This is a genomic window from Enterobacter cloacae complex sp. IR5384, from assembly GCF_049237265.1.
In the GTDB taxonomy this organism is placed as follows: domain Bacteria; phylum Pseudomonadota; class Gammaproteobacteria; order Enterobacterales; family Enterobacteriaceae; genus Enterobacter; species Enterobacter cloacae.
The window spans coordinates 162,299-177,231 of record NZ_JBMKHJ010000003.1 but is presented as its reverse complement, the minus strand read 5'-3'; the positions used below and the strand labels follow the sequence as shown (position 1 = coordinate 177,231).

At 54.6% G+C, this 14,933-nt stretch carries 12 protein-coding genes; 7 read left to right on the top strand and 5 right to left on the bottom strand.

Annotated features, from left to right (window positions below):
- Nucleotides 1-357, bottom strand: a complete 357-nt coding sequence (locus ACOTX3_RS04450; protein ID WP_013094935.1) for a DUF3302 domain-containing protein — start codon at nucleotides 355-357, stop codon at nucleotides 1-3.
- 659 nt (nucleotides 358-1,016) lie between these two features.
- On the opposite strand from ACOTX3_RS04450, the gene ACOTX3_RS04445 reads away from it, so the two are divergent.
- The 4 genes from ACOTX3_RS04445 to ACOTX3_RS04430 all read left to right on the top strand — a co-directional run bounded on the left by ACOTX3_RS04445 (nucleotide 1,017) and on the right by ACOTX3_RS04430 (nucleotide 5,184).
- Nucleotides 1,017-2,924 carry a PTS mannitol transporter subunit IICBA gene (locus ACOTX3_RS04445; protein WP_013094933.1) on the top strand — a complete coding sequence of 636 codons (1,908 nt, stop codon included), beginning with the start codon at nucleotides 1,017-1,019 and terminating at the stop codon, nucleotides 2,922-2,924.
- 102 nt (nucleotides 2,925-3,026) lie between these two features.
- Nucleotides 3,027-4,175, top strand: coding sequence for a mannitol-1-phosphate 5-dehydrogenase (gene mtlD, locus ACOTX3_RS04440; RefSeq protein WP_013094932.1), 1,149 nt, complete (start codon nucleotides 3,027-3,029; stop codon nucleotides 4,173-4,175).
- 51 nt (nucleotides 4,176-4,226) lie between these two features.
- Complete coding sequence (gene mtlR, locus ACOTX3_RS04435; RefSeq protein WP_421631600.1) at nucleotides 4,227-4,763, top strand: mannitol operon repressor MtlR; 537 nt, start codon at nucleotides 4,227-4,229, stop codon at nucleotides 4,761-4,763.
- 58 nt (nucleotides 4,764-4,821) lie between these two features.
- A complete protein-coding gene (locus ACOTX3_RS04430; RefSeq protein ID WP_023621173.1) occupies nucleotides 4,822-5,184 on the top strand; it encodes a YibL family ribosome-associated protein in 363 nt (120 codons plus the stop codon).
- A gap of 33 nt (nucleotides 5,185-5,217) precedes the next feature.
- Here the strand turns inward: ACOTX3_RS04430 and ACOTX3_RS04425 are convergent, their stop codons facing one another.
- Genes ACOTX3_RS04425 through ACOTX3_RS04410 form a run of 4 tightly spaced genes read right to left on the bottom strand, consistent with a single transcriptional unit; the run spans nucleotide 5,218 to nucleotide 10,090 of the window.
- Entirely contained in the window at nucleotides 5,218-6,312 is a 1,095-nt protein-coding gene (locus ACOTX3_RS04425) for a fimbrial protein (protein ID WP_058678530.1), read from the bottom strand.
- 9 nt (nucleotides 6,313-6,321) lie between these two features.
- Entirely contained in the window at nucleotides 6,322-8,802 is a 2,481-nt protein-coding gene (locus tag ACOTX3_RS04420; RefSeq protein ID WP_058678531.1) for a fimbria/pilus outer membrane usher protein, read from the bottom strand.
- Nucleotides 8,803-8,805: 3 nt separating this feature from the next.
- Entirely contained in the window at nucleotides 8,806-9,477 is a 672-nt protein-coding gene (locus ACOTX3_RS04415) for a fimbrial biogenesis chaperone (protein ID WP_127869211.1), read from the bottom strand.
- A 31-nt stretch (nucleotides 9,478-9,508) separates the two neighbouring features.
- The gene (locus tag ACOTX3_RS04410; RefSeq protein ID WP_029881911.1) at nucleotides 9,509-10,090 is read right to left on the bottom strand and encodes a fimbrial protein; all 582 of its coding nucleotides are present in this window, start codon (nucleotides 10,088-10,090) and stop codon (nucleotides 9,509-9,511) included.
- Between the two features lie 1,083 nt (nucleotides 10,091-11,173).
- On the opposite strand from ACOTX3_RS04410, the gene lldP reads away from it, so the two are divergent.
- The 3 genes from lldP to lldD are packed head-to-tail and all read left to right on the top strand — an operon-like array spanning nucleotide 11,174 to nucleotide 14,783.
- Nucleotides 11,174-12,829, top strand: coding sequence for an L-lactate permease (gene lldP, locus ACOTX3_RS04405; protein ID WP_058678532.1), 1,656 nt, complete (start codon nucleotides 11,174-11,176; stop codon nucleotides 12,827-12,829).
- The gene (gene lldR, locus ACOTX3_RS04400; RefSeq protein WP_020686511.1) at nucleotides 12,826-13,599 is read left to right on the top strand and encodes a transcriptional regulator LldR; all 774 of its coding nucleotides are present in this window, start codon (nucleotides 12,826-12,828) and stop codon (nucleotides 13,597-13,599) included. The genes lldP and lldR overlap by 4 nt, the downstream gene beginning before the upstream one ends.
- Nucleotides 13,596-14,783, top strand: coding sequence for an FMN-dependent L-lactate dehydrogenase LldD (gene lldD, locus ACOTX3_RS04395; protein WP_013094925.1), 1,188 nt, complete (start codon nucleotides 13,596-13,598; stop codon nucleotides 14,781-14,783). The genes lldR and lldD overlap by 4 nt, the downstream gene beginning before the upstream one ends.
- Nucleotides 14,784-14,933: the final 150 nt, after the last annotated feature.

Below are 14,933 nucleotides of genomic sequence, written 5' to 3'. Positions count from 1 at the left end.
TTAGCGCTCCAGCGTTTTCGTATCAGCAGTGGGCTGTACCGCTGCCAGCTTTTGTTCTAATTCGGCCACGCGTTTGGCCAGCGCATCCATACCCGGCACCTCATCAGGTTTGGTGATGTGGTTTTGCATGCCCCAACCGCGATCTTCCCGGTACAGCGTGGCCCAGATCCACAGGAACGGCCAGATGGCATGGAGCGTAAACAGGCTAATCCAGCCCGCCGTGTGGATTGCATCGGCATGGGGATGATTACGCTTTTTGGCCATGTTATAGGGGATGTCATGAATGGCGATGATTCCGTAAAACAGAACCAGAAAAACAAAAATCAATACGCCCAGCGCAAAATAGTTGAGAAACATATTCTCCTCACTTAAACAACGTCAACTCATTAAATTAATAAAACAGTACGCAACCTAATTAATTTATTTTTAAACATAAAAGGTAGACTGGTTATTTCAGAGCCGGGGAGTATCGGTTTTTATAATATCTCCATGCAAGTTTATAAACGTGTCAAAATATATCCTGAATAATAATATACTTAACCTTACATTATGAGCGTAATCCACGTTTTCGCTTTTCGCCATACCACACATGAAAAGTGGTTTTTTAGCTTTGCGTGTTGCCCAGAACCATCGTGACGCTCATTCGTCAGGCAGAATTTGCCGCCGATCACAGCCGGAGAAATCCGTATAAAAATTTTTTGTGAATTAAATCACAACTCAGAAACAAACTCGCGACAACTAAATGTGATACATCTCACAAAAACAGGGGTGTTTTGCCGATTTCCTCCCCATTGTGTTTTTTTTAGACTGTGGTTTTGTGATTCAGATCACCTCATTTCCCGCCACACCCCCTGCATTTACGTGATTGTGATCACACAATTTTTCGCTGTCTGGACAGTTGAACGATTCAGTGCCAGATTTCACAGCATCAGAACAGGGCCCGGCTACCTCTGCCGCCTCATTAACAATAAACCTCGGGCCGCAAGCCTAAGCGTAAACAGAAGAAGGGGTGTTTTATGTCATCCGATTTCAAGATCAAAGTTCAAAGCTTTGGTCGTTTCCTCAGCAATATGGTGATGCCAAATATCGGCGCGTTTATCGCGTGGGGTATCATCACTGCATTATTCATTCCGACAGGGTGGTTGCCTAACGAAACGCTGGCGAAACTTGTTGGCCCAATGATTACTTACCTGCTGCCGCTGCTCATCGGTTATACCGGTGGTCGTCTGGTGGGCGGTGACCGTGGTGGCGTAGTGGGTGCCATCACAACCATGGGTGTTATCGTCGGTGCGGATATGCCGATGTTTCTCGGTGCGATGATCGCCGGTCCTCTGGGTGGCTGGGCGATTAAGAAATTCGACGTTTGGGTTGATGGCAAAATCAAATCCGGCTTCGAGATGCTGGTGAACAACTTCTCTGCGGGCATCATCGGGATGATCCTCGCGATTCTGGCGTTCCTCGGCATTGGCCCGGCAGTTGAAGTCCTGTCCAAGATTCTGGCGGCGGGCGTTAACTTCATGGTGGCGCACGACATGCTGCCGCTGGCGTCTATCTTTGTTGAACCGGCGAAAATCCTGTTCCTGAACAACGCCATCAACCACGGTATCTTCTCACCGCTGGGTATTCAGCAGTCTCATGACCTCGGCAAGTCCATCTTCTTCCTGATTGAAGCGAACCCGGGTCCGGGTATGGGCGTTCTGCTGGCGTACATGTTCTTTGGTCGCGGCAGCGCGAAGCAGTCTGCTGGCGGTGCGGCTATCATTCACTTCCTGGGCGGTATTCACGAAATTTACTTCCCGTACGTGCTGATGAACCCACGTCTGATCCTGGCCGTTATCCTCGGCGGTATGACCGGTGTGTTCACTCTGAGCGTGCTGAACGGTGGTCTGGTTTCTCCGGCGTCTCCGGGCTCTATCCTGGCGGTACTGGCGATGACGCCGAAAGGTGCCTATTTTGCTAACATCGCGGCTATCTGTGCGGCAATGGCGGTCTCCTTCGTGGTCGCTTCTATCCTGCTGAAAACCAGCAAAGTGAAAGAAGATGACGATATCGAAGCGGCCACCCGTCGTATGCACGACATGAAAGCCGAGTCCAAAGGCGCAACGCCGCTGTCAGCGGGTGATGTTTCTAACGACCTGAGCCACGTGCGTAAAATCATCGTTGCCTGTGATGCCGGTATGGGTTCCAGCGCAATGGGTGCCGGCGTGCTGCGTAAGAAAGTGCAGGATGCAGGCCTGACCAATATCTCAGTGACCAACAGCGCCATTAACAGCCTGCCACCGGATGTTGACCTGGTGATTACGCACCGTGACCTGACCGAACGCGCCATGCGCCAGGTACCGCAGGCACAGCATATTTCGCTGACCAACTTCCTCGACAGCGGCCTGTACACCAGCCTGACTGAACGTCTGGTGGCCGCACAGCGTCACGAAGACAACGAAGTGAAAGTGCGGACCAGCCTGCAGGATAGCTTTGACGAGAGCAATGCTCACCTGTTTAAGCTGGGCGCGGAGAACATCTTCCTCGGCCGTACCGCGAGCACCAAAGAAGAGGCAATTCGCTTTGCCGGTGAGCAGCTGGTGAAAGGCGGCTACGTTCAGCCTGAATATGTCGACGCGATGCTGGAACGCGAAAAACTGACGCCAACCTACCTGGGCGAATCCATCGCGGTACCGCACGGTACGGTGGAAGCGAAAGACCGCGTGCTCAAAACCGGCGTGGTGTTCTGCCAGTATCCTGATGGCGTGCGCTTCGGTGAAGAAGAAGACGACATTGCCCGCCTGGTGATTGGTATCGCCGCTCGCAATAACGAGCACATCCAGGTGATTACCAGCCTGACCAACGCGCTGGATGATGAGTCCGTCATCGAGCGTCTGGCACAGACTGAAAGCGTTGAAGAAGTGCTGGCACTCCTCAACAAATAACAGCGTATCTTCCCTCTCCCCTTAGGGGAGAGGGCTAGGGTGAGGGGTAAACGTTCCTCACCCCAGCCCTCTCGGGTAAAAACATTGATAAAGGTTAACACTATGAAAGCATTACATTTTGGCGCAGGTAATATCGGTCGTGGCTTTATCGGCAAACTGCTGGCAGACGCGGGCATTACGCTGACATTCGCCGATGTGAATCAGGTCGTTCTGGATGCCCTGAATGCCCGTCATAGCTACCAGGTACACGTGGTGGGAGAAAACGAGCAGGTTGAAACGGTCTCTGGCGTCAACGCGGTAAGCAGTATTGGCGACGATGTTATCGACCTCATCGCCAGCGTTGACCTGGTGACCACCGCGGTGGGCCCGGTGGTACTTGAGCGCATCGCGCCTGCGGTCGCAAAAGGCCTGGCAAAACGTAAAGCGCAGGGCATCGATACCCCGCTGAACATCATTGCCTGTGAAAATATGGTGCGTGGCACCACGCAGCTGAAAGGCCACGTTCTGGCCGCCGTTGCGGACGAAGACAAAGCCTGGGTTGAAGCGCACGTTGGCTTCGTGGATTCTGCCGTTGACCGTATCGTTCCGCCGTCAGAATCTGCAACTAACGACCCGCTGGAAGTGACGGTAGAAACCTTCAGCGAGTGGATCGTGGACAAAACCCAGTTTAAAGGCGCGCTGCCGACCATTCCAGGTATGGAATTAACTGATAACCTGATGGCATTTGTGGAACGTAAACTCTTCACGCTGAACACGGGTCATGCTATAACCGCGTACCTCGGAAAATTGGCCGGTCATCAGACTATTCGTGATGCGATCCTCGACGAGAAGATCCGCGCGGTGGTAAAAGGGGCAATGGAAGAGAGCGGCGCGGTGCTGATCAAACGCTACGGTTTTGATGCTGATAAACACGCAGCATACATCCAGAAAATCCTCGGTCGTTTTGAAAACCCGTATCTGAAAGATGACGTTGAGCGCGTGGGCCGCCAGCCATTGCGTAAGCTGAGCGCGGGCGATCGCCTGATCAAGCCGCTGCTGGGTACGCTGGAATACGGCCTGCCGCACGCCAACCTGGTGAAAGGGATTGCCGCCGCGATGCACTACCGCAGCGAGCAGGATCCGCAGGCGCAGGAGCTGGCTCAGCTGATTGATGACCAGGGCGCACAGGCTGCGCTGGCGCAGATTTCCGGTCTGGACGCCAACAGCGACGTGGTTGCGGAGGCGGTTAACGCATATAACGCAACCAAATGATGCACAGTGAGGCGCAGGTGATCCTGCCGCCCTGATTACAGATTGTCAGATATGCAGGCAATAATGGAACAAACCCAGGCCTTTGAAAATCGTGTGCTTGAGCGTCTGAATGCTGGCAAAACCGTACGAAGTTTCCTGATTACCGCCGTCGAGTTGTTAACCGAGGCGGTGAATATCCTGGTACTTCAGGTGTTTCGCAAAGACGACTACGCGGTAAAATATGCTGTAGAACCGTTACTGGACGGCGACGGACCGCTGGGCGATTTATCCGTGCGTCTGAAGCTGATTTATGGTCTTGGCGTGCTGAACCGGCAAGAGTATGAAGATGCGGAGCTGTTGATGGCGCTGCGCGAAGAGCTCAATCATGACGGTAATGAGTACACCTTTACCGATGACGAGATCCTTGGCCCCTTCGGCGAGCTACATTGCGTTACCGCGCTCCCCCCTGCCCCCCATTTTGATAACAGCGACCCGGAACTGTACGCCATGCAAAAGCTGCGTTATCAACAGGTTGTCCGTTCCACGATGGTTCTTTCCCTGACTGAGCTGATTTCCCGAATCAGCTTAAAAAAAGCGTTTCAGAAGTAAGCCTGCTCACATTGGTGTATCCTTCCCTCTAAATTCCCCGTTTTCAGAGTTATTTGTCATGAAAGAAGTCGAAAAGAACGAAATTAAACGCCTGAGCGACCGCCTGGATCTGATCCGCCATCAGATGGCCGGTCTCTCGCTGGTAGACTCCGCCGAGAAGTACGCCGAGCTGGAGAAAGAGACCGCGAAGCTGGAAGCGGAGATCGAGCGCCTGCGCGAAGTGAAAAGCCAGAAGCTGAGTAAAGAAGCGCAGAAGCTGATGAATATGCCGCACCGCCGCGCCATTACCAAAAAAGAGCAGGCCGATATGGGCAAGCTGAAGAAAAGCGTACGGGGTCTGGTGGTGGTCCACCCGATGACCGAGCTTGGCCGCGAGATGGGTCTGAAAGAGATGACGGGTTTTTGTAAGACGGCGTTCTGATCGGTCTCCCCTGCCGCAGCGGCAGGGGAACACTCAGTTGTAAATCAGGTTAAACGTGGCCATCGCATCCGCTTTTCCCGCCGTCACGTTCTCTTCTGTCTGAATATAATGCGCATCAAACCAGAAGGTCTGCGTCTGGTTATCTCCCACCTGCCCAAGCGCCGACACCTGCGGGGTATTCCACGGCACCACCTGCCCCTGAACCGAGCCGGTATTGTCGCCATAAAGCAGTTCGATCCCGACGCCGCTGGCGCTATCCTGCTGCTTCGTTAACGCCAGCGCCCGATCGTTGCCCGGCGTGGTATCGCCGAAAAAGCCCATCTTCACCGTCGTGTTATTTTCACAGGTCACCGGAATGCTGAAGCGTCCGCCACCGGCGCGGGAGCCTGTGCCGTGAAATTCACGCTGGCTTACGGTTCCCATCGGCACCAGAATGCTGCGGGAACCAACGGAACAGCTGGTATGCCTGACCGTGAAGCTGGCGAGACGGATCTGCACCGGTGTCGCGACGCTGGTCGCGCTGGCTTTGTTTTCTCCCGCCTGTAATATCAGCGATCCGACGTTTTGCTCCTGGGAGTTGGCGTTATCATCAGGCATGGCGCTGGACGTCGGTATTTTGTAAAACACCACCCAGAACTGCATCTTATAGGTTGAGGCGCTGGCAAAAGCAGGATTCTGTGAGGCGTCGCAGATACGGCGTGACTCGTTGCCGTCCACCGGGCTGGTGCCGTCAATATACCGCACGGCATCCGCACCACAGTACTGCTGCTCGCGGAACCCGAGCGCGTAGCCGATGCCTTCAATCTGGGTTTTGTAGACGTGCCGCGACGCACCGTCTTCCCCCACCACGGTGCCGACGGGATTATCCATCTCGACAAATCCGATACTTCGCCAGGCGTCATTTCCGCCATCGCAGCTGTAAAAATCCGCCCCGGTAGACTGTATCGGCGCGGAAACCGGCGTCCAGTCCGCTGTGCCAGGAGCATATCCAATGGCGTAGGGTACCTGGACAACCCACTGATTGCGCGTGGTGTGGCAGGGCGAGGCCTGAGCGTGCGCATGAAAACTCAGCATGCCAAAAAGAGAAAGTAGACTGAGGTAGAAAACCCATTGAATAAAGTGACGCATAATATTCCTCTAGTGGCACTCAAGAGACAGAGTAGCGATGCCGGGAGCCATATGAACCGCCCCCAGTTTGAACGGCGTCTGGCACTGACGCGGCTCTCCGTCTTCATACCAGGTTACGCGCAGCGTGCCGCGCTCCGGTACTCCGCTCAGGTAAGCCTGACCGCCGTCAGCCACCATGCTTCGGTTGGCTGAACGACGTTTTTGCTCCACCACCTCGGCCTGGGCGCCAAATGGCAATGGCTCGCCGTGGTATCGCAGGGAGAACAGCACGCGATAGCCAATGTGCGTTGCGTAATTAGCAAGCACCACCGCGCCGCTGGTGGGAACGAGCGTCAGACCGCTCTGCTCAACGTCGACGTTTTCGCCAAGCGTCGCCGTATCAAGATTGACGGTATTCTTACGATAGGCCGAAAGCGCGGGCATAACCGCGTAGCCGCGACTGTCGGTATGGATGCCGCTGTAGCCCTCCGGCTCAACGTTCGCCGCGCCAGGCACGCGCAGCAGGGCGACGCTATCGCCCAGCGGCTGGCTGAGCGTGACGCCATACTGCGTGGCGATAACGCCCCCGGCGAGGCCGAGACTGGCATTATCGCCGTTTCGGCTGCGATCATAACCGAGGCTTACGTTGCCGTAGCCGCCGTTATATTGCAGCGCCAGACTGGTGCTGTCGGCTTGTCCCTCGCTGGCTTTACTCTGCTGAACGCTATAGTTGAGGTTGCGGTTCGCCAGCGCGCTGCCGTTGAGTGACACCTGCTGCGTGGACATCCCACGGTTATTTTTATTGATGAAGTAACTCACCGAGCTGTCCGGTAGCCAGTTACCGAGCGGAATATTGATATTAAACGACACGGTGCGATCGGGATGTTGCTCACGTGCTGAGTCGGTATAGTCATACCCCGCTCCCCATGAAATGCCCCGCCAGCTGGTGTACCAGCCAAGGTGTATGGTTTTATCCTGCCCGGAGGTGTGCCAGTAATCCTGCATCCACGCCGAAACGCTAAGACTGCCGAACTGCCCCAGCGTCTGTGAGAAGGTTATTTGCGAGCGGCTACGGCGGTTATTGAGCCGTAACTGCTGGCTGTCAGACTGATTCAGCTCGCTAAACTCATAAAAATTGCGCGAAGCATAACGATAGCTCGCCAGATTGAAGGCGGTGCCGGTGGTATTAAAATCCTTCTGATACTGAACGCGCCACGCCTGCCCTATTACGCTTTTGCCGTCAGATAAACGGCTTTTTGCCAGCGTATCGTCAACGCCCAGCGAGCCGAACGCGCCAAACCCTCTGCCCACGCCAATGGCGCCGGCCTGGTAGTTATTCGCGGTACGAAAGCCGCCGTATACCGTCATACTGGAGAACAAGCCGTAGAAAAAAGCGCCTTCAACAAAGTCCGGCGACCGGGCATCGCTGGAGCCGGAGTGAAAGCGTCCGGCGTTGAGGCTGTATTTCAGGCTGCCCTGGCGCCGCATAAACGGTACCGCAGAATAAGGCTGGGTAAATACGCGTTTCGAGCCGTCGCTTTCCGTGATGGTCACTTGCAAATCGCCGCTTTGCGCGCCGGGGAACAGATCGTTAATAACAAACGGCCCGGCGGCAACCCAGGTTTCATAAATGACATAGCCATTTTGCGAAACAGAAACCCTGGCATAGCTGTGCGCGACGCCGCGAATTGTCGGCGCGAAGCCGCGCTGGCTGTCGGGTAACATACTCTCGCTGGATGAGAGCTGAACCCCGCGAAACGCCACGCTATCGAACAGGTCGCCGGCAGTCCAGGCATCGCCGATCCGCAGTTGGCTGTTCAGGCTGCGAATATCCCTGCTCAGCCAGCTGCTTTGTGACTGAAAACGATTGCCGCCCGCGTTGCTGTAACTCCAGGCCGACGTATTACGCAGCCGCCACGGTCCCAGGTTTACGCCGTTACGCAGGCTAAGGTAGCTTGACGTCGTGTCGCCGTTTTGATGATGAGCCTGCCCCCCCGTGAGGCTGTAATCAACAAATGCCGCCGGAATACCATCATCCCACTGCGAGGGGGGCACATAGCCACGGCTGCGGTGCGTCATCGCCGCCTGCGGCAGGCTGAGAAACAGGCGCTGCTGGTTAAAATCATAGGAGGTCCGCGCCGCCGGGATAAAATCGGCGATATGCGTGAAGGTCTCTCCCTCCTGCAACCGGGAAAGCGCCGGGATCGCCCCCACATTCACCCCGAGCGTCTCCAGCAGCGGTACGCTAAACACGGGCTGCAGGCTGCCTTTCTCATTGACGAAGGTAATCTCCTGATGCCGTTCCTCGCGTCCGTTAACCTCAATCGTTACGAGCCACGTGCCGGGCATCTGCCCGCCCTTTTCGGAGAAATAGTGCAGATCCGCCGTTTTCTGTTCGGCAGAAGAAAGCTCCAGCGCGGCGGGATCAAAATAATCCTCGGCCCATCCTGTGCGGCTTATGCTGAGCAGCAGCACCGAAAGTGGCGCATAATGAAACAGGCGAGAAGGCATGGTTTAAAGAGGCTGCGACCGGGTCGCGGTAATAGCGCCAAAATCAATAATAGCCGACCAGGTAACGCTGCCGGAGGCTGCCACAGGCCATTCGCGGGTTTCGCCTGGGCCGATCATGCCCGGTTGCTCAATGCTGTGCCCCGAGACGCTGAGGCGATAAAAAGAGACGTAATACGGCGTCGGGTTGGTGGCCTCAAGCCCTTTCTGCGTCGTTGAGAACCTCACCTTTTGCCAGGCGGTTGCAGCATCGCCTTTCAGGTTTTCAGGGCGGTAGAAAATTTTAAATTTCGATTTAATGTTAATTTGTAATTCGTTGCTGCTCTCTTTTGGCTTTGGCGCAATGGCCTTAATATCGAGCCAAAATACGGATTCACGATCTGCGGGCAGCGGCGCGCCGGTATATTGAATACGAAGCGTATTGGTCTGATCCGGATCAAGCCTGAATAGTGGCGGCGTGACGATAAATGGCGCGGCGCGGTTTTTCCCTTCAGCGTCATTCTCAACCCACGACTGAATCAGATAGGGAACTGCACTTTCCATATTAGATACAGAAAATGCCACCTCCTTACTGTTTTGCGGGTATACGATCCGTGTTCCCCCCATTACTACGCCTGCGGAAACTGACGCAGAGCTAACCATTAATGCAGTGAGCATAATATACGACAAACGTTTCATCTCTATTATCTCTGGAGGTGGCTAAAAATAATCAGTTATAAACCATCAGGAAATTGGACACAGCGTTGACATCACCCGCTTTGATTTCCGTTCCATCTTTGTCCAGTGCGGCAAAGAACGTTAATTCTGCATTGCCTTGAGCATCTGGTGCGGTGGTTTTTGAAACCGTACCCGGCTTAATAACCGTGCTGCGATCGCTGTTATAAAGCTTCACCCCGACGCCCGTCGCCATACCCGTGCCTGGCGTAACCTGCAACAGCGAGTCATCAACCGCATCTTTATTACCGTCAAACAGCACCGCCACAGATTTAACCGTTTCCGGGCATTTTTCGACGTTGATTTTGAACTCACGCGGCGTTGTTTCAACGTGTTCATCGAAGTAGCTTTTCGCCCACGCCCCAAGATCTACCGTTTTGGTTTTTGATGCCGTAGTAATGTTACAGGAAATAAGGGTAATCTTGCCGGTGAAGTTGATTGTACCGCCTGTGCTCTGTGTACCTGCGTCTGTATTCAGGCTAGTATTAACGCCTGAATTACTGCTTGCCAGCACCGCCTGAGAAGATAACAGAAACCCCGCCGTGGCAAATGCCAGCGCCACATTTTTGATTTTCATTAGGAACACTTTCCCCTCTGTAAATTAAACAGATATTGATTTGTTGTACCAGGTACAATAATTTCTATAAGGATTTTAAAACCGTCACCCAAAGGGTACTAACAGAATTGGTGACGCGACCTCAAAGAATAAATCAGGGTCCATCCCAGAGTGACAATCCGTATATTTTCTGCAAACCCTTTCGCTATATCCTACAGTTTTGGAAAACTCGTCAGGCCGCAAATAACAATGATTAGTGTGTAGTTAAAATTTAATTTAGCATCTTCTGTAACGTTGTATCTCAATAAATAGTAAATCAAATGTCTTTTAACGTCTACGCACTTAAAAGCGCTCAGCAGGCCTGTTTCACATTTCATATTTAACAGCCAGATAACATATTTAACGCATTTCCATAGCCCTGAGAATTATTAACTACCTCCTAATACCGAAGCTAAATTATTTTACTTACACAACTGATCATTGTTTGATCAATTTTTTTAAGAATATTATTAGAAGAAATTATTAGCATCGTCCGAAAAACATCGTTTTTATACTGGTCAGGTGCGCTTATAAAGGATATTTTATCATTGATCAGCAAATGATCGTTTGTAATAAGCTGTTAAATCCTATATGTGAAATTTACCTTAAATGTAATTTTTTGCTAAACATGATATTCCGCATTTTTACCTAAAAAAAATTTTTATTTTTAGGTAAAAAATCACACCCTTAACACGCAAGACACCCAACACAAACCAGAATAAAACATAAATCTCTCCTAAAGTTAACATGATTGCGGTACTTGCTTCTCTTTATCCCCTTCGCTACGCACCGCGCCTGACTGAATGACACGATTTTGACCCGGTTCCTGCTCAACCCTGAACATTGTGGATTTGGTCCTACCAATGGGTTTTAAAGCTATCCTTCGTTCACAGTTTCAATGATTCACGTCACAAATATATTGCCGAATAGCAACAGTTGATTAACCATTCATTGTCATTACCCCTACAACACAATATTGGCAGGACCACTTTTACACAGACTGTGACGCAGAGATGAGCGGAGACTCACCCGCAGCATAGGCTGTCTGGTCCCCAGGAGACCTGCATGAGCCTCTGGCAACAAAACTACGACCCGGCCGGAAATATCTGGCTGTCTAGCCTGATCGCATCGCTGCCGATCCTGTTCTTCTTCTTTGCGCTGATTAAGCTCAAGCTGAAGGGCTACCTCGCCGCGACGTACACCGTCGCCATCGCGCTGCTGGTGGCGCTGTTCTTCTACAAAATGCCGATCGATCGCGCGCTGGCATCCGTTGTCTACGGTTTCTTCTATGGCCTGTGGCCGATTGCGTGGATCATCATTGCCGCAGTCTTCGTCTATAAAATCTCAGTCAAAACCGGGCAGTTCGACATCATTCGCTCGTCGATTCTCTCCATCACGCCGGACCAGCGCCTGCAGATGCTGATTGTCGGCTTCTCCTTCGGGGCGTTTCTGGAAGGGGCGGCAGGGTTTGGTGCGCCGGTGGCAATCACCGCCGCGCTGCTGGTGGGGCTGGGCTTTAACCCGCTCTATGCCGCCGGTCTTTGCCTGATCGTCAACACCGCGCCGGTGGCGTTTGGTGCGATGGGTATTCCGATTCTGGTCGCAGGCCAGGTGACTGGCCTGGACAGCTTCGAGATTGGTCAGATGGTTGGCCGCCAGCTGCCGTTCCTGACCATTATCGTGCTGTTCTGGATCATGGCGATTATGGACGGCTGGCGCGGCGTGAAGGAGACCTGGCCTGCGGTGATGGTGGCGGGCGGTTCGTTCGCGATTGCCCAGTATCTCAGCTCCAACTTCCTTGGCCCGGAGCTGCCGGACATTATCTCTTCCCTGGTGTCGCTGGTCTGTCTGACGCTGTTCCTGAAACACTGGCAGCCTGTGCGCATCTTCCGCTTTGCCGATATGGGCGCGTCGCACGTGGATCAGACGCTCGCCCGCACGGGCTATACCGCCGGGCAGATCGTTCGCGCCTGGTCACCGTTCCTGTTCCTGACCGCCACCGTAACGCTGTGGAGCATCCCGCCGTTTAAGGCCCTGTTCGCCCCGGGCGGTGCGCTGTACGACATGGTGATTAACATCTCCGTGCCGTTCCTCGACAAGATGGTCGCCCGTATGCCGCCAGTGGTGCACGACGCCACGCCGTACGCGGCGGTATTTAAGTTTGACTGGTTCTCCGCCACCGGCACGGCCATCCTGTTTGCCGCACTCCTTTCTGTGGTGTGGCTGCGCATGAAACCGGCCGCCGCGGTACAGACCTTTGCGGCGACCATTAAAGAATTGATGCTGCCGATCTACTCCATCGGCATGGTGCTGGCGTTCGCGTTTATCTCGAACTACTCCGGCCTGTCATCAACGCTGGCACTGGCGCTGGCCCATACCGGCCACGCCTTCACCTTCTTCTCGCCGTTCCTCGGCTGGCTGGGGGTGTTCCTGACCGGTTCAGATACCTCGTCTAACGCCCTGTTCGCCGCCCTGCAGGCGACGGCGGCTCAGCAGATTGGCGTCTCTGACGTACTGCTGGTGGCCGCGAATACCACCGGCGGCGTGACCGGGAAGATGATCTCTCCACAGTCCATCGCCATTGCCTGTGCGGCAGTAGGGCTGGTGGGTAAAGAGTCGGATCTGTTCCGTTTTACCATGAAACACAGCCTGATATTCACCTGCATGGTCGGGGTGATCACCACCCTGCAGGCCTATGTCTTAACCTGGATGATCCCATGATAGTCATGCCCAGACGCCTGTCCGACGAGATTGCCTCTCGCGTGCGGGCGCTGATTGAAGAACAACAGCTGGAAGCGGGCATGAAATTGCCCGCCGAACGTCAACTCGCCGCCCAGCTTGGCGTGTCACGCAATTCCCTGCGTGAAGCGCTGGCGACGCTGGTCAGCGAAGGGGTACTTGTAAGCCGTCGCGGCGGCGGCACCTTTGTGCGCTGGCAACATGACGACTGGTCCGAGCAAAACATCGTCCAGCCGCTCAAAACACTGATGGAGAATGACCCGGACTACAGCTTCGACATCCTCGAAGCCCGTCACGCCATCGAAACCAGTACCGCCTGGCATGCGGCCATGCGGGCAACCGAAGCCGACAAAGAGAAGCTCAGGGCCTGCTTCGACGCCACGCAAAGCAGCGACCCGGATATCGCTTCGCAGGCGGATGTCCGCTTTCACCTGGCGATTGCCGAGGCATCACACAACGTGGTGCTGCTCCAGACCATGCGCGGTTTTTTCGACCTGCTGCAATCCTCCGTGAAGCAGAGCCGCCAGCGCATGTATCTGGTCCCGCCGGTCTTTGCTCAACTGACCGAACAGCACGAGGCGGTGCTCAACGCCATTCTGGCCGGTGATGCCGAGGCCGCACGCAAGGCGATGATGGCGCATCTGGGCTTCGTCCACACCACCATTAAACGATTTGATGAAGATCAGGCCCGACAGGCGCGTATTACCCGTCTGCCTGGCGACAGTGATATATCCAGGGAGAACAAAGCATGATTATTTCAGCAGCCAGTGACTACCGCGCCGCGGCGCAGCGTATTTTGCCGCCGTTCCTGTTCCACTATATCGACGGCGGGGCCTATGCCGAATATACCCTGCGCCGTAACGTGGAAGATCTGTCGGAGGTGGCTCTGCGTCAGCGCGTGCTGAAGAATATGTCGGATCTGAGCCTTGAGACGAAACTGTTTAACGAAACGCTCTCCATGCCGGTAGCGCTTGCCCCGGTCGGGCTGTGCGGCATGTACGCCCGTCGCGGTGAAGTGCAGGCCGCTGCGGCGGCGGATGCCAAAGGCATCCCGTTTACCCTCTCCACCGTGTCTGTCTGCCCGATTGAAGAGGTGGCCCCGACCATCAAACGCCCGATGTGGTTCCAGCTGTACGTTCTGCGCGATCGCGGCTTTATGCGTAACGCGCTGGAGCGCGCCAAAGCGGCGGGCTGTTCCACGCTGGTCTTTACCGTTGATATGCCCACCCCCGGCGCGCGCTACCGTGATGCCCACTCCGGCATGAGCGGCCCGAATGCTGCTATGCGTCGTTACTGGCAGGCGGTAACACATCCGCAGTGGGCGTGGGACGTGGGCCTGAATGGCCGTCCACACGATCTGGGGAACATCTCGGCCTATCTCGGTAAGCCTACCGGGCTGGAAGATTATATCGGCTGGCTGGCGAACAATTTCGATCCGTCCATCTCCTGGAAAGACCTGGAGTGGATCCGCGAATTCTGGGACGGCCCAATGGTGATCAAAGGGATCCTCGACCCGGACGACGCCCGCGACGCGGTGCGTTTTGGCGCAGACGGGATAGTGGTCTCGAACCACGGCGGACGTCAGCTTGATGGCGTGCTCTCATCCGCACGCGCCCTTCCGGCGATTGCCGATGCGGTTAAAGGCGACATCGCTATCCTCGCCGATAGCGGTATTCGTAACGGGCTGGACGTGGTGCGTATGATTGCGCTCGGCGCCGACAGCGTACTTCTGGGACGCGCTTATCTTTACGCGCTGGCCACCAGCGGCCAGGCAGGGGTAGCAAACCTGCTCAACCTGATTGAGAAAGAGATGAAGGTTGCAATGACTCTCACCGGGGCGAAAACAATCGGCGAGATCAGCAAGGATTCTCTGGTGCAGGAGCTGAGCAAGATCCCTGCGGCACTGGCACCGCTTACCCACGGAGACGCGGCCTGACCCCCTCCCCTTAACCTACCTTACTCACGCGTCCGATCTCCTCCATCGGGCGCGTTTTTGTGTCGTAAATAACATCTAGATAACATATTAGATAAGAATATTTGACATCCCCCGCCACACGCAATTGTATAGACAAGCAAATACAAGAAC